At 55.9% G+C, this 18,574-nt stretch carries 19 protein-coding genes; 14 read left to right on the top strand and 5 right to left on the bottom strand.

Going from position 1 to position 18,574, the window contains the following annotated elements; translation table 11 throughout:
* Window positions 1-229 precede the first annotated feature (229 nt).
* The gene (locus IGS16_RS03330) at window positions 230-409 is read left to right on the top strand and encodes a hypothetical protein (protein WP_297083321.1); all 180 of its coding nucleotides are present in this window, start codon (window positions 230-232) and stop codon (window positions 407-409) included.
* Between the two features lie 63 nt (window positions 410-472).
* Window positions 473-1,771, top strand: a complete 1,299-nt coding sequence (locus tag IGS16_RS03325) for a glutamyl-tRNA reductase (RefSeq protein ID WP_297083319.1) — start codon at window positions 473-475, stop codon at window positions 1,769-1,771.
* A gap of 7 nt (window positions 1,772-1,778) precedes the next feature.
* Here IGS16_RS03325 and IGS16_RS03320 read toward each other — a convergent pair whose 3' ends face one another.
* On the bottom strand, window positions 1,779-2,669 hold the full coding sequence (locus IGS16_RS03320; RefSeq protein WP_367185718.1) for a zinc ABC transporter substrate-binding protein: 891 nt from the start codon (window positions 2,667-2,669) through the stop codon (window positions 1,779-1,781).
* A gap of 334 nt (window positions 2,670-3,003) precedes the next feature.
* On the opposite strand from IGS16_RS03320, the gene IGS16_RS03315 reads away from it, so the two are divergent.
* The 3 genes from IGS16_RS03315 (at window position 3,004) to IGS16_RS03305 (ending at window position 5,281) form a co-directional block, all read left to right on the top strand.
* Window positions 3,004-3,759: a metal ABC transporter ATP-binding protein gene (locus tag IGS16_RS03315; protein WP_297083315.1), complete on the top strand. Its 756-nt coding sequence runs from the start codon at window positions 3,004-3,006 to the stop codon at window positions 3,757-3,759.
* Window positions 3,760-3,833: 74 nt separating this feature from the next.
* A complete protein-coding gene (locus IGS16_RS03310) occupies window positions 3,834-4,739 on the top strand; it encodes a metal ABC transporter permease (RefSeq protein ID WP_297083314.1) in 906 nt (301 codons plus the stop codon).
* A 251-nt stretch (window positions 4,740-4,990) separates the two neighbouring features.
* The gene (locus tag IGS16_RS03305; RefSeq protein WP_297083312.1) at window positions 4,991-5,281 is read left to right on the top strand and encodes a YiaA/YiaB family inner membrane protein; all 291 of its coding nucleotides are present in this window, start codon (window positions 4,991-4,993) and stop codon (window positions 5,279-5,281) included.
* Between the two features lie 238 nt (window positions 5,282-5,519).
* On the opposite strand, the gene IGS16_RS03300 is transcribed toward IGS16_RS03305, so the two are convergent.
* Window positions 5,520-6,056 (bottom strand): DUF2808 domain-containing protein, encoded by a 537-nt coding sequence (locus IGS16_RS03300; RefSeq protein WP_297083310.1) that lies wholly within the window; start codon window positions 6,054-6,056, stop codon window positions 5,520-5,522.
* A 1,055-nt stretch (window positions 6,057-7,111) separates the two neighbouring features.
* Here IGS16_RS03300 and IGS16_RS03295 point away from each other — a divergent pair.
* The 5 genes from IGS16_RS03295 to IGS16_RS03275 all read left to right on the top strand — a co-directional run bounded on the left by IGS16_RS03295 (window position 7,112) and on the right by IGS16_RS03275 (window position 13,161).
* The gene (locus IGS16_RS03295) at window positions 7,112-8,278 is read left to right on the top strand and encodes a Re/Si-specific NAD(P)(+) transhydrogenase subunit alpha (RefSeq protein ID WP_297083308.1); all 1,167 of its coding nucleotides are present in this window, start codon (window positions 7,112-7,114) and stop codon (window positions 8,276-8,278) included.
* 89 nt (window positions 8,279-8,367) lie between these two features.
* Window positions 8,368-8,661 (top strand): NAD(P) transhydrogenase subunit alpha, encoded by a 294-nt coding sequence (locus IGS16_RS03290; protein ID WP_297083306.1) that lies wholly within the window; start codon window positions 8,368-8,370, stop codon window positions 8,659-8,661.
* Window positions 8,661-10,079, top strand: a complete 1,419-nt coding sequence (locus tag IGS16_RS03285) for an NAD(P)(+) transhydrogenase (Re/Si-specific) subunit beta (RefSeq protein WP_297083304.1) — start codon at window positions 8,661-8,663, stop codon at window positions 10,077-10,079. The genes IGS16_RS03290 and IGS16_RS03285 overlap by 1 nt, the downstream gene beginning before the upstream one ends.
* Before the next feature lie 192 nt (window positions 10,080-10,271).
* Window positions 10,272-11,117 (top strand): biotin--[acetyl-CoA-carboxylase] ligase, encoded by an 846-nt coding sequence (locus IGS16_RS03280; RefSeq protein ID WP_297083302.1) that lies wholly within the window; start codon window positions 10,272-10,274, stop codon window positions 11,115-11,117.
* Window positions 11,118-11,718: 601 nt separating this feature from the next.
* Window positions 11,719-13,161 (top strand): M23 family metallopeptidase, encoded by a 1,443-nt coding sequence (locus tag IGS16_RS03275; protein ID WP_297083300.1) that lies wholly within the window; start codon window positions 11,719-11,721, stop codon window positions 13,159-13,161.
* A 93-nt stretch (window positions 13,162-13,254) separates the two neighbouring features.
* Here the strand turns inward: IGS16_RS03275 and IGS16_RS03270 are convergent, their stop codons facing one another.
* Window positions 13,255-14,256, bottom strand: coding sequence for a folate-binding protein (locus IGS16_RS03270; protein WP_297083299.1), 1,002 nt, complete (start codon window positions 14,254-14,256; stop codon window positions 13,255-13,257).
* A gap of 214 nt (window positions 14,257-14,470) precedes the next feature.
* Between IGS16_RS03270 and IGS16_RS03265 the strand changes: the two genes are divergently transcribed.
* Window positions 14,471-15,061: a chromophore lyase CpcT/CpeT gene (locus IGS16_RS03265; RefSeq protein WP_297083297.1), complete on the top strand. Its 591-nt coding sequence runs from the start codon at window positions 14,471-14,473 to the stop codon at window positions 15,059-15,061.
* Between the two features lie 25 nt (window positions 15,062-15,086).
* Here the strand turns inward: IGS16_RS03265 and IGS16_RS03260 are convergent, their stop codons facing one another.
* Together IGS16_RS03260 and IGS16_RS03255 are read right to left on the bottom strand one after the other, a co-directional pair.
* Window positions 15,087-15,944: a hypothetical protein gene (locus IGS16_RS03260; RefSeq protein ID WP_297083295.1), complete on the bottom strand. Its 858-nt coding sequence runs from the start codon at window positions 15,942-15,944 to the stop codon at window positions 15,087-15,089.
* Entirely contained in the window at window positions 15,941-16,420 is a 480-nt protein-coding gene (locus IGS16_RS03255) for a GNAT family N-acetyltransferase (protein WP_297083293.1), read from the bottom strand. Before IGS16_RS03255 ends, IGS16_RS03260 begins: the two co-directional genes overlap by 4 nt.
* A gap of 505 nt (window positions 16,421-16,925) precedes the next feature.
* Between IGS16_RS03255 and rplC the strand changes: the two genes are divergently transcribed.
* The 3 genes from rplC (at window position 16,926) to IGS16_RS03240 (ending at window position 18,574) form a co-directional block, all read left to right on the top strand.
* Window positions 16,926-17,567, top strand: a complete 642-nt coding sequence (gene rplC, locus IGS16_RS03250; RefSeq protein WP_297083292.1) for a 50S ribosomal protein L3 — start codon at window positions 16,926-16,928, stop codon at window positions 17,565-17,567.
* Between the two features lie 79 nt (window positions 17,568-17,646).
* A complete protein-coding gene (gene rplD, locus IGS16_RS03245) occupies window positions 17,647-18,279 on the top strand; it encodes a 50S ribosomal protein L4 (protein ID WP_297083290.1) in 633 nt (210 codons plus the stop codon).
* Window positions 18,272-18,574 (top strand): 50S ribosomal protein L23, encoded by a 303-nt coding sequence (locus IGS16_RS03240; RefSeq protein ID WP_068510083.1) that lies wholly within the window; start codon window positions 18,272-18,274, stop codon window positions 18,572-18,574. The genes rplD and IGS16_RS03240 overlap by 8 nt, the downstream gene beginning before the upstream one ends.

Here is an 18,574-nt window from a genome sequence, read left to right as displayed (position 1 = left end):
TGCAAAACTGTTCCCATACGCTTGCACGTTCGGTGCGTTGTAGGGTAGTCGTCATTGCTAATGAGTCCGTAAAACTACAAGTGTGTTTGTAGAAAATGAAACGGCTAGGTTTGATTGCCTAACCTGTGTATAATCCTAAACTTTTGGTTGCGTTTTGTAAAGCAAATCTTGGATTTACTTAAGATTTCTAACGACAACAACGGGGTATCGCGCTTTTGCCAGGAAGAATATGACGCAATATCAAGGGTTTCAAGAATCTGAGCGGGCGATCGCCCCCAATCACCATCTGTTACAAACCCTCGTTACATTGTCTAGAAGTGCCTCAAACTGCCTGTTGCTGGCAGATCTACCGGGCGGCCGCGAGTTGATAGACTTTTGGATGAGCCGTGGTCGTCACTACGGGAGATAACAAAAACTGGGCGTTTGGCGGGTGTTGACCGTCTGCGCCAGATGAGAAACTTTTGGGAGGATTATGAACATTGCGGTGGTGGGCCTGAGTCATAAAACAGCCCCAGTAGAAGTTCGAGAAAAGCTGAGCATCCCCACGCCCCAAACCGAAGCGGCGATCGCCCAGCTTTGCAGCTATCCTCACATCGAAGAGGTCGCCATCCTCAGCACCTGCAATCGGCTGGAAATCTACATCGTTGCCAGCGAAACCGACAACGGCATCCGCGAGGTCACTCAGTTTCTATCGGAATACGGCAAGGTTCCCCTGCAACATCTGCGCCAGCACTTGTTTGTCTTGCTGCACCAGGACGCGGTGATGCACCTGATGCGGGTGTCGGCGGGGCTGGACAGCTTGGTGCTGGGCGAAGGGCAGATTTTGTCGCAGGTGAAGCACACCCACAAACTGGGGCAACAGTGCAACGGCATTGGGCGTGTGCTGAATCATCTGTTTAAAAAGTCGGTGGAGGCGGGCAAGCGCGTCCGCAGCGAAACCAGCATTGGCACGGGGGCAGTATCGATTAGTTCTGCTGCGGTCGAACTGGCGCAGCTCAAGGTGCAAAACCTGGCCGCCAGCCGAGTTGCGATTCTGGGCGCAGGCAAAATGGCGCGCCTGCTGGTGCAGCATCTGCTGTCCAAAGGGGCGCATCGAATCGCCATTGTGAACCGTTCGCTGGCAGGCGCAGAAGAATTAGCCAAACAATTCCCCGATGCACACCTGCAAGTGCATACGCTCGATCAAATGGGCGCAGTCATTGCCGACTCTGACATTGTGTTTACCAGCACAGCCGCTACAGAACCCCTGCTAGATCGCGCCAAGCTAGAAGCGATCCTGCAACCGGGTCAGCATTTGATGCTGTTCGACATTTCCGTGCCGCGCAATGTAGATTCAGATGTCAACGATTTGCCCCACGTCCATGTCTTTAATGTGGACGACCTGAAGGCAGTGGTGGCGCAAAATCAGGAAAGCCGCCGTCAGATGGCGCTGGAAGCTGAAGCGCTGCTGGATGAGGAGATTGAAGCCTTTAACAACTGGGTGCGATCGCTCGAAACTGTCTCTACGATTAAGTGTCTGCAAGACAAGATGGAGAGCATCCGCACCCAGGAGCTTGAAAAGGCGCTGTCCCGCCTCGGCCCAGAATTCGCCGATAAACATCAGGGCATCATCGAGGCGCTGAGCAAAGGGATTATCAATAAAATCCTGCATGATCCGATGGTGCAACTGCGGGCGCAGCAAGACATCGAGGCGCGGCGGCGGGCCATGGAAACCCTCTGCACCCTGTTTAACCTGGAGTCGGAAGGGCAGTCGAGCCAGCAGTTTAGCTAAGCGCTCTTCACTTGCGCCAGTCGCCCGGAGTGCCGCCCAGGTTGCGGGCAATCGCCCTAGTATTGGCTACCATCATGTCTACATAGCTCTCTGCGTCGCTGCCCGACCCGCCAATAGAATCGGCGTAGAGTTCTGTGTCTGCCAGGGGCACGCCTGCCTCCTCTGCAACGGTATTAATCAGCCGGGGATTAATCGCAGTCTCAGCAAAAATCGCGGGTACGTTTGCCGCTTTTACTGCGTCTGCCAGCCGTTGCAGGGTTTGGGCGCTGGGCTGTTCTTCAGTGCTGATGCCGATCAGCGTGCCCAGCACCGTCAGCCCGTAGGCTCTGGCGTAGTATTGAAACGCATCATGCGTCGTCACAAGCTGGCGCTGGCTGGGCGGAATGGTCTGGATTTGCTGCATGATCCAGCCGTCCAGCCGTTCCAGCGTGGCAACCAGGTCGGCGGCATTTTGGGTAAAGATGGCTGCATCCTCCGGCGACAGGCGAATTAGCTCATCTCGAATTGCGTTTACCATTTGGATGGCATTTTGCGCGTCGCCCCAAACGTGCGGATCGGGTACGGTGCTGCCTTTTTCCGCTAGCTCCAGCGGGGGCACGACTTCGCCCACTGCGACCCTGCGCCCCTGCACGCCGACCGACTCTGCCAGTCGGATCAGCCCCGGCTCCAGGTTATAGCCGTTGTATAAAATCAAGTCCGCGTCTTCTAACCGCTGCGTGTCGATTGGCACAGGTTCGTAAACATGGGGATCATCTCCGGGCTTGAGGATGCTGACCAGGGCGATCGCCTCGCCGCCGACCTGCTGCGTCAAATCTGCCAGGATCGTGTTGGTCGCCACAACGGTTGGTTTTTCAGAATCCCCTGTTTGCACTGAAGCGGTGCGGCAACTGCCCGCCATCCAGCCAAGGGCGATCGCCCCCAAAACGGCAGCCACTCCCCGCCGCCCCAGTGTCCAGGAAAAAATCTGCGTCCCAGAGTTTTGCATCACTCGCTACAGTACTTTCATAGTCTTTTCATTTTTCACTCTACCTGACTTTCATAATCGATTCATAATTTCGGGTATGATGATTCCAGAGGCTTTTCATAATTGCCTCATAATTTTGTTTCTCATTTGTTTTAAGTCACGTTCTATACGCCTTTGCTGGATGTTTCTTCTTGAGGTTTGGCAAGGCGAGACATTCAACTTTTCGGAATATTTGCCCATCTCTGAACCTCTCAAACTCCTGACTTCCATGACTCGCCTCATCATCGACCATCTCACCGTGAACTACCGCGACACCCAAGCCTTGCGGAATATCAACCTGACGCTGGAATCGGGGCAACTGGTGGGCATCTTTGGCCCCAACGGCGCGGGCAAAAGCACGCTGATCAAAGCTGCACTGGGGCTGATTCCGACGGTCACGGGGCGAGTGCTGTGGGGCGATTCGAGTAGCGATGCTTCTGGGAATCGCCCGCTTAACCACCAGCTTGATCGCGTCGCCTACGTACCGCAGCGATCGCAAATTGACTGGAGCTTTCCGGCAACAGTGTGGGACGTGGTGATGATGGGTCGCACCCAGAAAACGGGCTGGTTTCAGCGCTATTCTGCGGTTAGCCGCCGCATTGCTGCCGCTGCACTGGAGCGCGTGGGTATGGCAGCCTATGGCGATCGCCGGATTGGCTCTCTCTCTGGCGGGCAACAGCAGCGCGTATTTTTAGCACGAGCGCTAGCCCAAGAAGCCGACCTGTTTTGCTTCGATGAACCCTTTGTCGGCGTGGATCAAACGACGGAAGCAGTGCTGTTCCGCATCTTTGGCGAGCTTGCAGCCGACGGTAAGCTTGTCCTGGTGGTAAACCACGACCTAGGCGAATCGCTTGCAAACTTTGACCAGATTGTGCTGCTCAACCGTGAACTGATCGCCGCCGGCCCGCGATCGCACGTCCTCACGCCCGAAAACATGCGCCGCGCCTACGGAACCTCGGTTCAGTTCTTCTCGCAAGCCGCATAATTGCGTGTGCATCTGCCTTGCGATCTCTGCCGTTAAACCCCAACGCCTCACCCCGTCCACCTGACCCGTTTCAAATGTGGGATCTCCTGCTCGACCCGCTCAGCTATAGCTTTATGCAGCGATCGCTCTTGGTGGCGGTCATCGTCGGGGTCATTTGCTCGGTGGTGGGCAGTTACCTGATGGTGCAGCGACTGTCGCTGCTGGGCGATGCCATTAGCCACTCGCTGCTGCCCGGATTGGCGATCGCCTTTTGGCTGGGCATCAATATCTACGTAGGCGCGTTTGTGGCAGGGGTGCTGAGTACGGTACTGATCGCCTGGATTCATCGGCGATCGCCCATCAAAGAAGATGCAGCGATGGGAATCGTCCTATCGTCCTTTTTTGCGCTCGGCATCACGCTGATTACGCTAATCCAAAAAGAAAACAAGATTGACTTAAACCATTTTCTATTTGGCAATATTCTCAGCGTTACGCCAGGAGAAGTCCGCGACACAGCCCTGATTGCCGTGCTGGTGCTGGCCTGCGTGGTGCTGCTCTACAAAGAGCTACTGTTCTACAGCTTTGACCCCCTGGGGGCGCAGGCGGCAGGACTGCCCGTGAACTTGCTGAACCTGGGGCTGATGCTACTGATCGCGCTGACGGTGGTGGCCAGCATGAAGGCCGTCGGCGTAGTGCTGGTGTTGGCGCTACTGATCACCCCAGGGGCGACGGCCTATCTCCTCGTACCGCGATTTCATCAGGTCATGGGGCTGGGCGCTCTGCTGGGCGTGGTTTCCAGCATCAGCGGCATGTACCTTAGCTACTATTTCAACCTGCCCTCTGGCCCGGCGATTGTGCTGGTGGCCTCGGTGCTGTTTTTCCTGGCGCTGCTGTTTAGCCCCAGCCAAGGCATTTTCACCCGGCCGCGAACGGGGACAGGGGGCGAGTCGGGACTGTGGCGTGAGATAAAAGCACTGTGGAGTGGGCTAAAGTCTCGATAATTAGCAACCTCGATAATTAGCAACAATAGTTAGCAGTACACCTGTTCATCCAGTTTGGGCAACTGACTCCTGGCTTTCAGCCCAAACCGCAGATCCAGCCTAGAAAATTGGTGAAAATTGTTGCTGCGGATTGGTTTCTCCCAAGACAGTTTTGGAAAGTGTCTGGCTGGATAAAATCTGCTGAATCAGTCCTCTTACGATGCTGTTCGAGAACCTGAATCGTAAACCTGAATCGTAAGGAGAGAACAGCAATGACGAAGGCAAAGGATTTGATGGTTTCCCCCACGCACAGTTCTGCTTGGGTGGTTCAAACGTGGGCAGCATTTATCATCTCGCTGGGAGCGACGAGTTTGGGGATTTGCTACTTACCTGTCAATGGCTGGGTAAGGGCCTACTTTGGCATGGGGCTGGCCTTTACAGTCGGGTCTACCATTAGCCTCTCAAAAACGACCCGCGATATTCACGAAGCGCAAAAGCTAGCAGCACGGGTCGATGAAGCGCGAGTAGAACGGCTGCTAGCAGAGCATCATCCGCTGAAATAGTCCCTGAAATAGTCTCCCAGGAACGGATTGCTAGGTTGAAGGCAACCATGAAGTGCTAAGCAAGTACCAAGCCCAGAGTGGGGCAAATCTGACTCGCTCTGGGCTAAACGTTTGTTCTAGTTGTGACGCTCAAGGTTGTAGCGCTCAAGGTTTTCAGGATGCCTAAGCTCATCACCTTGGTTCGCCGAAAAGCCAAGTCTCAAACCTAGGGCCTCAAACTTGCCGAACGAAGCTTTGATTATTCGCGGCCAATCCCGATAATCCAGGTACCGATATAGCGACGGAGAGGCACGTCTCCGGTTGCTCGAACCAGCGCATTGAAATAGAACGTGCCGCCGTTTCGGGGATTCCGCACGTTTGACAGAACGATTTCTACACGGGAGCCAGCCGGAACTGGCTCGGTGGGGTAAATCGTGATTTCACGAGTTTCGCGGTTCCAGATGACCTCGTTCAGCGGCACCGAATCGCCCCTTACCCGCAGTTCGATCCGATTCTCATCAAAGGTGCCCTGATAGGTATCGGGATAGGTCACTGTAAACTCGTACACGTCTGAGCGCATCTTTTGGCGAGAAATCCGCAGGCGGTATCGATCCGTCTGAAAAGGTCTGCCGTTAAAGTCCAACCGATAGTTCAGCTGATTTTCACGCTCTACACCGCTGAAAATCACCAGGCCCGGCAGTCCTTGGGCGTGAACCACAGGAGCCAGTCCCGCCGCTACACATCCAGACACCGCCACTGCCGAAAGCATTCGGAGAATTGAGGACTTAGACACCATAGCTCTGCGTTTGAGTAACATGACTTCTCGAACCATCACTAAACTTTACCGTTTAATGCTCCTCTCAGGATACACTACGCTTCTCGGATTCAGAGGCGGAGGCATCAGAAGACGGAACATCAGGCACTCCGGACGCACAGCTTGTTGAAAAAGTGCCCCTGGCAAGGCAGACCTATTTTCTCTGGGGGCAATGCGCTTTTAGAGCGGGTTCAGGATTTGCTTTGGGCGATCGCCCTCGACCGACTTCCTAAATATCTCGACCGACTTCCTAAATATGTTTAATCCAGATATGTTCAAATATTTCAAAAAATATTTCAAAACACATCCAGATGTTTACATTCTTTCCAGAACCCCTGGAGTTTTTATAGGCTAGAGGGTGAGTGCTTCTTGGCGCTTGTGTTTGGGTTGATGATTTGAGTAATCACAAACTGAGTAATCACAAACATTGAGTCATTCTCATGAGGGGAAAATTTCATCGTTCACAAGCGATCCATAAATTAACCTGAAGATGAGCCAGTTCCGGTTCGGAAGCTTGTAGGATGCAAGTTGAAGCTTGGTGGGTTACGAGTCAGCAAGTTGCAAGGCACTAGACTCATTGCAAAACCCTAAAAGTGCTAGTTGCCAAGCTGCTAGTTGAAAGGGCCAATCGAAAGGCAACAATCGAAAGGTGCTTGTTTTTGGGTATGAGGTCGGTGCAGTCCTGATTGGGTGCTGTCAATCTGTTCGGAGTGGCGCAGCGCAATTTCAGGAAGTTGGGCAAGGGATTGAGGTGAGCCAAGCTGTAGCCTGTGAAGCGCTCATGAACTGTGTGGTTTGTATGGGTCGCTTTGTTGCTACTAGAGTTTGTCTTCCCAGCTTTAAGTCATGCTTTCCGTTTTGAAGTCTAGATTAGAAACCAGTCATTAAAATTGCAAAATTTCATTCTGAAAATTTCATTCTGAAAATTGCAGTCTGATTGCACGGAGGTGTTGCGTCTGAGTTTTTAATTCAGCGCATTTTTTGTGAGGTTTTCAGAATAAACAGCGGTTACTGAATCGTGTCATCCAGGAGAATGAATGAAGATAGCAGTTGCAAAGGAAATTGAAGTTGGAGAACGTCGAGTTGCGCTTGTGCCCGATGTGGTTGGGAGACTGGTGAAACAGGGCTTGGAAGTGTGGGTCGAAGCGGGAGCAGGCGACCTATCTCATTTTTCTGATGCAGCCTATGAGTCTGCCGGAGCGCAGGTTTTGAACGATGGGGCGCGGCTGTGGGGCGAAGCAGACGTGGTGCTAAAGGTGAGTCCGCCGCGAGAGCGAGAAGATGGACAATCCGAAATTGACCGACTGCGTCCCGGTGCAGTGCTGATTAGCTTTTTGAACCCGCTGGGGGAGCCGTCCCGCATTCAGCGGCTTGCTGAGCGAGGGGTCACAGCAATCAGCATGGAGATGATCCCCCGCACCAGCCGTGCCCAGAGTATGGATGCGCTGTCGTCCCAGGCGGGTGTGGCGGGTTATCAGGCGGCGCTGCTGGGTGCGGCGGCGCTACCCAAGTTTTTCCCGATGCTGACGACGGCGGCGGGGACGATTCCACCAGCAAAGGTGTTTGTGATGGGGGCGGGCGTGGCAGGCTTGCAGGCGATCGCCACCTGTCGCCGTCTGGGGGCGGTGGTAGAAGCCTTTGACATTCGCCCAGCGGTGAAGGAAGAAGTGCAAAGCCTGGGGGCGAAGTTCGTTGAGGTGAACCTGGAAGAGGATACCGTGGCTGAGGGCGGCTATGCCAAGGAGATTTCGGAGGCGGCCAAAGCGCGATCGCGCCAGGTCATCACCGAACACGTTAAACAGGCTGATGTGATTATCACCACGGCTCAAGTGCCGGGCAAAGCTGCGCCCATCCTGCTGACCGAGGAAATGGTCGCCCAGATGAAACCTGGCTCCGTAGTGGTTGATTTGGCGGCTGAGCAGGGCGGCAACTGCGCCTGCACCGAACCGGGCAAAGACGTGGTGAAAAACGGCGTGACCATTATGGGCCCGATTAACCTGCCGTCGTCGCTGCCCATTCACGCCAGCCAGATGTATGCCAAAAACCTCACCTCGCTGTTGCAACTGATGGTGAAGGACGGCGAACTGCTGCTCAACTTCGATGACGACATTATCGCCAGTGCTTGCGTTGCTCATGCAGGCGAAATTCGCAATGAGCGCGTGAAGGCAGCGCTGGCGGCGGCGTGTGAAGGCGTAAGGGGATGAGGGGGATTCAGTTCCGAGTCCCTGTCCTCCTATGCTCCACAACTCCAGCAACGGCTCCAGCAATTTTTAGTAATACGGGAGAAAACGGCATGGCAGACAGTCTAATTATGGGACTGGTGGTGTTTGTGTTGGCTTCGTTTGTCGGGTTTGAAGTGATTAATAAAGTGCCGCCGACGCTGCACACGCCGCTGATGTCGGGTTCCAACGCGATTTCTGGCATTGCGGTGGTGGGGGCGCTGCTGGTGGCAGGCAGCGGCAACGGAACGGTGACGACGGTGCTGGGGGTGGTGGCGATCGCCCTGGCCACCGTCAACGTGGTCGGTGGGTTTCTGGTGACCGATCGGATGCTGCAAATGTTCAAGAAAAAAGAGGCACGGAGCTAATGAACAACACCCTCGATAGCCTATTGCTCAATGGCATCCAGCTTGCTTATTTAGCCGCAGCCTCACTGTTCATTGTGGGTTTGAAACAACTGGGATCGCCCGCCACAGCCCGACGGGGGAATGTGCTGGCGGCGGTGGGGATGCTGGTGGCGATCGCCGCCACGCTGCTAGATCGCGGCATTATCGACTACACGCTGATTGCGGTGGGCATCCTGATTGGCTCGGCCGTGGGCGTGGTGATGGCGCAGAAGGTAGAAATGACCGCCATGCCCCAAATGGTGGGCTTGCTCAACGGCCTGGGGGGCGGTGCATCGACCCTGGTGGCGATCGCAGAATTTTGGCGACTGATGGGCACAGGCGAGGCGCTGCCTTTGGGAAGCGTGCTGACGATTATCCTCAGCGTCTTTATCGGCGGCATCACGCTCACGGGCAGCCTGGTCGCCTTTGCCAAGCTGCAAGAGTTGCTGAGCGGCGTGCCGATTATCTTTCCGCTCCAGCGGTTTGTCAGCATTGGACTCATCGGTCTGTTTTTGGTGGGCAGCGTGCTGCTGATTGCAGAACCGAACGATCCCACCATCTTCCTAGTGCTGGTGGGCATTTCGCTGATTCTGGGCGTGCTGTTTGCGATTCCCATCGGCGGCGCAGACATGCCCGTGGCGATCTCGCTGTTGAACTCGTTTTCTGGGCTGGCCGCCAGCGCGGCTGGGTTCGTCTTGTCCAACAATATGCTGATCATCTCCGGCGCACTGGTGGGTGCGTCGGGGATCATCCTGACGCAGATTATGTGCAAAGCGATGAACCGATCGCTGCCCAACGTCCTCTTCAGCGCCTTTAGCAAGGCAAAGGAAAAAGCGGCGGGTGGTGCAGCAGGGGCGATCGCCGACAAGACGGTTCACTCGGTCGATACCGAAGAAGCGGCGATGATGCTGGGCTATGCGCGGTCGGTTGTCATCGTTCCTGGCTATGGCATGGCGGTGGCCCAGGCGCAGCACGCCGTTCGGGAACTGGCTGACCAGCTAGAGCGGCTGGGCGTAGACGTGAAATATGCCATTCACCCCGTTGCCGGACGGATGCCCGGTCACATGAACGTGCTGCTGGCAGAGGCCAACGTGCCCTATCCCCAGCTTTACGACATGGACGCGATCAACCCTGAATTCGAGCATACCGATGTGGCCCTGGTGATCGGCGCAAACGACGTGGTGAACCCCGCCGCCGCCCACGACACGGAAAGCCCAATTTACGGAATGCCGATTTTGGAAGTGGAAAAGGCAAACCACACCATCGTGATCAAACGCGGCATGAATAAAGGGTTCGCGGGTGTCGAAAACGAGCTGTTTTATCGAGACAAAACGTTGATGCTGTTTGGCGGCGCAAAGGATGTTGTGACGCAGCTCGTTGCTGGGGTAAAGGAACTCTAGTCCGGGTTGTAGGGCTAGGGACTTAAGTCTTGGAAAGCAGAGAGTGGCTGTGTTTTAGCCTGTCGCCCTTTGCTTTTGCCTTGAATCACTCAACCCAGTGTGGGAAGCTGAACCACGGCTCTCCCACATTTTTTCTTGCTCTATAGCTTTTTTCTTGCTCTATAACCGCTGCTAGCGAACCCAAGTGCCTCGATGCCCTTTAGCCTTGATCGGTTTTGTAACGCGCTTCCGGCGATCGCCCATGCCAACGTTTCCAGTCCCCCAGATCTGGCGGGGCTAAGCGTTCAGGTCTACGAGGTGCTGGATTCCACCAACCGGGCCGCCTGGGCGCATTTGGCGCAGCATCCCGCAGATGAGGTCGTGGTCATTGCCGAACAGCAGCAGGCAGGACGGGGACAGTGGGGGCGGCAGTGGCAGTCACCTCCGGGTGGCTTGTATCTGTCCTGGGGCTTTCGTCCGTCGCTGCGAGCAGAACACGCGCCCCAGATTACCCTGTGGAGCGCTTGGGGTGTGGCGATCGCCCTGCGTCAGGCGGGTGTACCCGTGCAGCTTAAGTGGCTGAATGACTTGGTGGTGTCGGGTCGCAAGCTGGGGGGCGTGCTGACGGAAACGCGGGTGCAGCAGGGGCACATCAGTCAGGCTGTGGTGGGCGTGGGGCTGAATTGGGCGAATCCTGTACCGGAACCGGGTATTAATCTGAACACGCTACGAGACCAGGGATATGCCCTGAAAATTGCGTCGCTAGAAGACCTGGGGGCGATCGCCCTGCAAGGGCTGCGGCTGGGGTACGTATTCTGGCAGCGGCGTGGCATCGAGGCACTGCGGATAGAATACGAGACGCTGCTGAGCAACCGCGGGCAGACAATTACCCTGGTGGGGGATGCTGAAACCCCTGGTGAAACTGTAGAAATCGTAGGGATCGGTTTAGACGGGCAACTGCGCGTCCAGGCGAACCATGCCTCTGGGCTTTCAGAGCGTCTGTTGCCTCCTGGCAGCATCCAGTTGGGCTATCCAGCGGGAACTTGTTCTGAAGACTGACGGTCTAAGGCGGCGGGGCGATTCCCGCAGGGATTGCTTCGCGAATCGCCTGACTTGTCCTGAGCAATTGCTCTGGCGGGTGAAGAATCTCCAGGATGCCGTGGCTTTGGCGGTCTTCAGCGGTGATTCGCGCCGTTTATCAGTTGAAAAGTGGGCAACCTGTATAGGCGGCACTGGGAAATTACATAGATTTCGCTGTGGGGATTGGCGGAGTAAAGCAATCTGAAGCTGGGTCAGGCAATACGCAGGAATTCTGGCACTCCCAGCCGTCTGTAAAGCATCCCGACGACAGCCATGCCGCTCTGCTCTATGTTAAGAAAGGACAATATTGGTTTCCTTGATACGAAATTTATATGAATTGATGAAGTCGTCATCAAGCTCAGTTTTACTTCCATGAGGATCACGGATTGTTGGTTAGGATTGTTTACGAAGTCGTGCAGAGAACCGCAGGTTTAGACTGCTGAGCGTCGCCCTAGCGCACTACGGCGCAAAAAATGGCGGAAACTGTTGATTTCTCAAGGCTTGTTTTGTCAGGACTCGGTTGGCGCGGAATCATTTGTCAGGACTCGCATTTGTCAGGACTCGTTTGTTAGGAATGGTGATGACTCAGAATCGGAACACTATCTCTGCAAAGAACTCTTCCGCGAAAGTGGATAGCGTGCGCCACTCCCTGTCGGTGGTTTTAGGACTGAGCATTCTGGGCAGCACCGGAATCTTGCCAAGCGCAGTGGCGATCGCCCAAACGGCAGACAGTGCCGATGAGGTGCCCAGCGCTCAAGAGTTGCTCTCGCCGCCCCCGCCCTCGGCTTCACCAGAGTCCGCCTCGCCCGCCCGCGTTCCCCGGCTGAATCGAGAAACGCCCGTGCCCCAGCCTCCGGTTGCCCAGCCTGCGCCGCTGCCCCAGCCCGTGGTTGAGCGCCCCGCGCCGGAGCGATTGCCAGCTCCGGTTCAGCCCCGCGCCACTGGCGCAAGCGATGCTAGCAGCGAATCGTCTGTTAACGCTGAGCGCCAGCCTGCGGCGGATCAGCCCTCCCTCAACCCGCAGGATTACACCAACGTTTACATCGACGACACGCCGCAATACGACCTTGGTTCGACCCGCAGTGGACAAGCGCCCGTCGTCCTCTCGGAACGGTCTACAGGCTGCCAGGTTGTGCTACAACCCGGCGCAGGCGTACCCAACAGCGTGTGCGCTCCTGGCGTGGGTGCAAGCGGAGTCACGACTGTCCAAATTGACCCAGAGACGGGCAAACCGATCGCAGGCACAGAGGCGATCGCCCCTGGCAGTGTCCCTGGAACTGTAGCGACCAGTGCCCCTACGGGCGGCGGTCGCGCCCTCAGCCTGTCGGTTGCCTCGCTGCAATCCTTCTACAACCGCACGATTCGCCCCCTAGCGCTGCGCGGCAATGGCAACACCAGCCTGATGTTCCCGTTGTCTATTCCTGCCGCCATTTCCTCGGCCTTCGGCTGGCGGGTGCATCCGGTCACGGGAGATGCTCGCTTCCACTATGGCACCGACCTGGCCGCCCCAACGGGAACTCCGGTGCTGGCTGCCTTTTCGGGTCTTGTGGAAACGGCTGACTATTTGCGCGGCTATGGCCTGACAGTTGTGCTGAATCACAACAACGGCCGTGAGCAGACGCTCTATGCCCACATGTCGGAACTCTTCGTCCGGGCGGGGCAAACGGTCGAGCAGGGTGAAGTGATTGGCCGGGTTGGCAGCACGGGCTTATCCACCGGGCCGCACCTCCACTTTGAGTTTCGCGAACTGACCCCGCAGGGCTGGGTGGCGCTGGATGCGGGCCTGGTGCTGCAAACTGCGCTAAACAACTTGTTTAACGGCGTTCAGCTTGCTCAGGTGGCTCCAGCAACCAAGGTCGAAAAACCGGAGTCCGAATTTTCGGTAAAGGGACTCCAGGATTTTGGCAAGCTGGCCGAACGGGCCACGCCCCAGGTTGAGGCCGCAGCGGCATCCAATGCACCTGACGATCAGGCAGCGTTGCCGACTGTTACGGTTCCCAAGCAAGCGCCGGGAGCGGAATAGCTTCTAGTGAGGCAGTTACGGAGCCTGGCGAAATCGCCTTTGCTCGTTCGCTTCTACTAGCTGGTCGTAGTGTGCGGCACTTTTTGAGTTGCACTATAAATACTCGTGGCTGAGGAAAGGCAGCGGAACCAGGGTCCCCACTACGTTGCCCGCTTGCACTGTCCCCAACCCTGCCTCGATTGCCTTCGTGCGGATGTAGGCCAGCCCCAGTGCCCCTGACTCGGTTTCTACCACGCTAGTCACATGCCCAACCTTCTCTCCGCCGGAGGTTAGCACCGTCTCCTGCGGCGCGGCAGCACTGAATTGTACGCCCCATAATTGCTGCTTGACCCCGCGATAGGTGTGCAGGCGGGCAATGGTTTCCTGCCCGATGTAGCAGCCTTTATTCAGCGAAATGGTGTGCCAAAGTCCTGCTTCTAGCGGGTTGTAGTCTTCCGTCAGTTCGTGGTCGGGCATCGGTCGTCCCTGCTCGATTCGCAGTCGCTCCCAGGCAGTCTCTTCGATCTGCGTCGCGCCTGCCGCCTGTAGCGCTGCTCGGAGAGACGCTGCTGCTGCGACTGGAGCAATGAGCGTGTAGCCTGGCAGCCCCAGTCCGCTGCCTACCGCAACCCGCACCTCTGCCCCTGCGATGGGATAGAGGGCGTGGCTACCGTAGGGCTGTCCTGCGCGATCGCTCGCTCCCAGCGCTTCAATCAGGCGATCGCTCTCTGGGCCAATCAGCACCAGTGCAGTGGTCTCTGCGGTCACGTCCGCCAACTTCACCTTGTCAGCAAAGAAAATAAACCGATCCAGCCAATCCATCAAAAACTCGCGGCGACCCGGCGACACCAGCAGCAGCACGGAATCATCTTGCACGTAGGCTGTTGCCAGATCGATCGTCCGCCCCGTCGAGGTGACAAACACGCTGTCGCAGCCCTCTCCTGGCTGGCGCGTCTGGAAGGTGTTCGTCGTCTGATTGTGCAAAAATCGCAGGCGATCGCCATCCGACACCACAATGCGCCCCCACTCCGAGGCATCGTATACTACGACACTGTTGCGGGCTGCCGTCACTTGGTCGCCAATTGAAAGCTGAGTCGAATCAAACCCCGGACTCATTCCAAACCCCGTCCTGTCAAATGTTTACTGAATACCTTTGTTTATTCAATACTCTACGTCGGAATTCGGTCAGTCGGAATTCGGTCGAAGTCCTCGGAATTCGAGGTTAGTGCTTCACTCCTGCTTCCCGTCCGCTAGCGCTGCGGAGCCATTCCCAAATCCCTGCCCCTCGTTCCCTTACAATAAATTGCAATGCTTCAAAATGCGATCGCCCATGACTCATTCCACTGACCTCACCGCGCTGGCCCGCTGGATGGCTGCCGACTTTAGCAACCAGGAACAAGCCTTTGAAAATCCCCCCTTTTTCGCCCATATCCGGGTCTGTATGCGGCCGCTGCCCGTGGAACTGCTGTCGGGCATTAGCCTGTTTGTGGAGCAAGCCTACGACTACGCGCTAAACGATCCCTATCGGCTGCGGGTGCTGAAGCTAGTGAACGCAGGCGACCATATCGAGATTGAAAACTACACCGTCAAGGACGAGACAGAGTTTTACGGTGCATCTCGAAACTTGACTCAGTTGAGCAAGCTGACGGGCGATCGCCTGGAAAAGCTACCAGGCTGCAACATGATTGTGGAATGGACAGGCCACAGCTTTCGCGGCAAGGTGGAACCTGGCAAAGGCTGCATGGTGACTCGTCGTGGCAAGGAAACCTATCTAGACAGCGAGTTTGAAATCGACGACCAGATCTTTATCAGCCTCGACCGGGGCCGCGATCCCGAAACAGACGAGCATATCTGGGGTTCCGTCGCGGGACCGTTTCACTTTGTCCGCTGGGCTAGCTTCGCGGATGAGATCCGCGCCTAGATCGCTATTCCAATTGCTATTCCAATCACGCTTTCAATCGTGCTTTCGGCGGCCGCGATTGCGTCAAAGCTGCAACTTGCTCTGACAAGGCAGGCAGGTGAGCCGCTTGAACCCCGGTGTGAAACTTGGGATGGGAGGTGATCGCCGCTACGATAGCTTCTAGATCGGCGTTGCCTGCCCGCGCTCCCAGCCCATTCACCGAACATTCCACCTGGCGCACGCCGACCGTCAGGGCCGCCAGGGAGTTTGCGTCCGCCAGCCCCAAGTCATTGTGACAGTGAACCGCCAGCGTTGCCTGGTCAATATTTGGAACGCGATCGCCCACAGATTTGACCAGCGCGACAAACTCAGATGTCCTTGCCACTCCCATACTGTCGGGAATCGTGATGATGCTGGCTCCGCTCCAAATGGCCGTTTCCACCGCGCGACACACCACGTCGAGAGGGCAGCGCGTCGCGTCAAACGCAGACCATTCCACCTCTTCGCAATAGCGTCTGGCTAGAGACACCCCCTGCCGAATAGCGGCGATCGCCTCTGACTCAGCCCCCGCCGACGGGACGCGAATCGGCGTGAATACATTGATCCGGCTCCGCTCAGCGGGTTCCAGTGCTGCCGCCACCACCTCAATTTCTTCCGGCTGACTGCTGGCAAGTCCGCAGATCGTTGCCTGCTTGACCTGGGCTGCCACCTCCAGCAGGTCGTCCCTATCTTTGCGAAACGCGCCCGGATAGCCCACTTCGATCACGTCTACACCCGCCGCCTCCAGCATCAGCGCCAGTTGCAGCTTTTGAGCAAGGGTAAATTTTTGCGTCAGCGCCAGTTCACCGTCGCGCAGCGTCGTGTCAAAGATGGTAACTTGAACCGTTTCATCTGGCTGCCTCATCGCTCTACGTTCCCTTCCGCCAAATATTCCACCAAATATCGGGTAAACGCCACGCCGTCAAAATCCACTGCTTCAGTGTCGTATAGACGGAAGCCGAATTTCTGAAACAGCCCCAGGCTAAACTCGCTGGCTTCTGCATAAAGCCGAGTGACAGGTTTCGCGGCTGCGTCGTCCAAAAGCGCTTGCAGCAGCATAGACCCAATGCCCTGATGCAGGCGATCGCCCCGCACATAGGTCGAGCGAATGTGGCCATTGGTCTCAATACCTGCAAATCCCACAATTCCGGTTTCATCAGTCGCCACATAGGTCGTCGCGTCCAAGATAAAGTGGCGAAAGAGATCCAGATTTTCGGCAAAGGATGCCCAAGTCTGCGTCTGAACCAGGCTGTAATGCTGCGGCCCGTGCTGCAAGACGGTATGCTGATACAGCGCCGCCAGTTCAGCCACATCTGATTCTTCAGCGAGTCGAATATTCATAGTCCCTATCCCGCCGCTTCCACTCCCTGAACTTTGCCCATCTCATCTCTTTAAGGGTCGCGAAACCTGTAAAAGATTTTTTCACGATGCTGATTTTATGCGTTATCCTAGACAAGGCACAAATTTCTAACACAGCTTGCAGATTGTCTTTGAAAGTTCTGTCTGCAACTTGCTAGACAGCTTGTGTTGATTGGTTTATAATTTGAAATTGTCGCCAAAATCGGGCCGTGCGTGTTTGCGAGTGCCTTCCCGGCAGGAATAGTGCCCGGAAGCCCTTACGGATACTGGGTGGTTGATCTGCTCAAGTCCCGGCGACTCAGGCAGAAGCCATTTATTTGAGCTAGTTAGTCTGTCTGCAAGATTGTAGAACATCTGTGAATCTGTGCGCCTTTGGGCTGACAGCAGATTGATTGTGTTCGACAAAAACAGATTGGTGTCTTATGAAGTTTGCGAGGCAAGTTTTGTCTGGCACCCTTGCAGCGTGTAAATAGGGAGACGATTAACCGTGTCTGTTGGAATTCTTGGCACCAAACTGGGGATGACCCAGGTTTTTGATGAGGCAGGGAAGGCTATTCCTGTGACCGTCGTCCAGGCTGGCCCCTGCACAGTCACGCAAATTAAAACAGCAGAGGTGGATGGCTACAGTGCTGTCCAAGTTGGTTTTGGCGAGGTTACCGAAAAGGCGTTGAATAAGCCCGAACTCGGACACCTCAAAAAAGCTGAAGCGTCTCCCCTCCGCCACTTGAAAGAATATCGCCTCGACAGTCCTGCTGATTATCAGTTAGGGCAGCAGTTGACGGCGGATATCTTTACGCCAGGGCAACAGGTGGACGTAATTGGAACGAGTATCGGACGCGGCTTTGCGGGCTACCAAAAGCGCCACAACTTCAAGCGGGGGCCGATGGCTCACGGTTCCAAGAACCACCGTCTTCCCGGTTCTACGGGTGCGGGCACTACGCCGGGTCGCGTTTATCCTGGCAAACGTATGGCAGGTCGTCTGGGTGGCACGAGAACCACGATCAAGAAGCTGACAATTGTGCGGGTGGATGGCGATCGCAACTTGCTCCTGATCAAGGGGGCAATCCCTGGAAAGCCCGGTGCCTTGGTCAATATTGTTCCTGCCAAGCAGGTCGGAAAAGCAAACTGAGAATTTGCTGAGCGTTTAGATTTTGCGATTTTGGTGATTGGAGCAGTGAGCCAGCACCCCGACGAGGAGAAACAGACCCATGGTTGAGTGTGTAGTTAAAAATTGGCAGGGTGAAAGCGCTGGCACCGCCTCGCTAGATCTGCGCGTCGCTAACGAAGACAATGCGCCCCATATCGTTCATCGGGCCTTGGTGCGCCAGTTGAATAATGCTCGACAGGGCACTGCCTCTACCAAGACTCGTTCTGAGGTTAGAGGTGGTGGACGCAAGCCCTGGCGGCAAAAAGGCACAGGTCGCGCCCGTGCGGGTTCGATTCGCTCTCCCCTATGGCGCGGCGGCGGCGTTATCTTTGGCCCCAAACCCAGAGACTACTCCGTCAAGATGAACCGCAAGGAGCGGCGCTTGGCGCTCAGAACCGCGCTGCAAAGCCGTGCCGAAGACCTGATTGTGGTTCAAGATTTCGCAAATGAGTTGCCCCGTCCCAAGACCAAGGAACTGGCGCAGGCGCTCGCTCGCTGGGGTGTGGGGGAAAATGAGACGGCTCTTCTAATTGTTTCTGAGCGAGATGAGATGGTTTATCTGTCGGCTCGAAACATTAGCTCCATCAAGCTAATTTCTGCTGGTAATCTCAACGTCTTTGATCTGCTGGCGGCTGACAAGATCGTGGCAACTGCGTCTGCCCTAGAAAAAGTGCAGGAGGTATACGGTGACTAAGTTTGATTCGCGCAACCTGGCAGATCTGATTCGCCGTCCCCTAGTGACTGAAAAGGCAACTCAGCTTCTTGAGGAAAACAAGTACGTCTTTGAAGTGGTTCCCAGCGCAACAAAGCCGCAGATCAAGGCCGCTATTGAATCTTTGTTTGAGGTGAAGGTGGTTGGTGTGAACACCAGCAAGCCCCCGAAGAAGCATCGTCGAGTCGGTCGATTTGCTGGACACAAGCCCCAATACAAGCGGGCAGTTGTGACCCTGGCAACAGGTGATTCCATCGTCCTGTTCCCCGAAGTGTAA

Origin of the sequence: Thermoleptolyngbya sp. C42_A2020_037 (assembly GCF_015272455.1) — a bacterium.
Taxonomy (GTDB): domain Bacteria; phylum Cyanobacteriota; class Cyanobacteriia; order Elainellales; family Elainellaceae; genus Thermoleptolyngbya.
The sequence above is the reverse complement of the archived record's forward strand: the minus strand, read 5'-3'. Positions and strand labels throughout refer to the sequence as shown.

Bases quoted from the DNA above. Each gene is read 5' to 3' on its own strand.
- IGS16_RS03330 (WP_297083321.1), top strand. From the start codon at position 230: ATGACGCAATATCAAGGGTTTCAAGAATCTGAGCGGGCGATCGCCCCC.
- IGS16_RS03325 (WP_297083319.1), top strand. From the start codon at position 473: ATGAACATTGCGGTGGTGGGCCTGAGTCATAAAACAGCCCCAGTAGAA.
- IGS16_RS03320 (WP_367185718.1), bottom strand. From the start codon at position 2,669: ATGGCGGGCAGTTGCCGCACCGCTTCAGTGCAAACAGGGGATTCTGAA.
- IGS16_RS03315 (WP_297083315.1), top strand. From the start codon at position 3,004: ATGACTCGCCTCATCATCGACCATCTCACCGTGAACTACCGCGACACC.
- IGS16_RS03310 (WP_297083314.1), top strand. From the start codon at position 3,834: ATGTGGGATCTCCTGCTCGACCCGCTCAGCTATAGCTTTATGCAGCGA.
- IGS16_RS03305 (WP_297083312.1), top strand. From the start codon at position 4,991: ATGACGAAGGCAAAGGATTTGATGGTTTCCCCCACGCACAGTTCTGCT.
- IGS16_RS03300 (WP_297083310.1), bottom strand. From the start codon at position 6,056: ATGGTGTCTAAGTCCTCAATTCTCCGAATGCTTTCGGCAGTGGCGGTG.
- IGS16_RS03295 (WP_297083308.1), top strand. From the start codon at position 7,112: ATGAAGATAGCAGTTGCAAAGGAAATTGAAGTTGGAGAACGTCGAGTT.
- IGS16_RS03290 (WP_297083306.1), top strand. From the start codon at position 8,368: ATGGCAGACAGTCTAATTATGGGACTGGTGGTGTTTGTGTTGGCTTCG.
- IGS16_RS03285 (WP_297083304.1), top strand. From the start codon at position 8,661: ATGAACAACACCCTCGATAGCCTATTGCTCAATGGCATCCAGCTTGCT.
- IGS16_RS03280 (WP_297083302.1), top strand. From the start codon at position 10,272: ATGCCCTTTAGCCTTGATCGGTTTTGTAACGCGCTTCCGGCGATCGCC.
- IGS16_RS03275 (WP_297083300.1), top strand. From the start codon at position 11,719: ATGACTCAGAATCGGAACACTATCTCTGCAAAGAACTCTTCCGCGAAA.
- IGS16_RS03270 (WP_297083299.1), bottom strand. From the start codon at position 14,256: ATGAGTCCGGGGTTTGATTCGACTCAGCTTTCAATTGGCGACCAAGTG.
- IGS16_RS03265 (WP_297083297.1), top strand. From the start codon at position 14,471: ATGACTCATTCCACTGACCTCACCGCGCTGGCCCGCTGGATGGCTGCC.
- IGS16_RS03260 (WP_297083295.1), bottom strand. From the start codon at position 15,944: ATGAGGCAGCCAGATGAAACGGTTCAAGTTACCATCTTTGACACGACG.
- IGS16_RS03255 (WP_297083293.1), bottom strand. From the start codon at position 16,420: ATGAATATTCGACTCGCTGAAGAATCAGATGTGGCTGAACTGGCGGCG.
- rplD (WP_297083290.1), top strand. From the start codon at position 17,647: ATGGTTGAGTGTGTAGTTAAAAATTGGCAGGGTGAAAGCGCTGGCACC.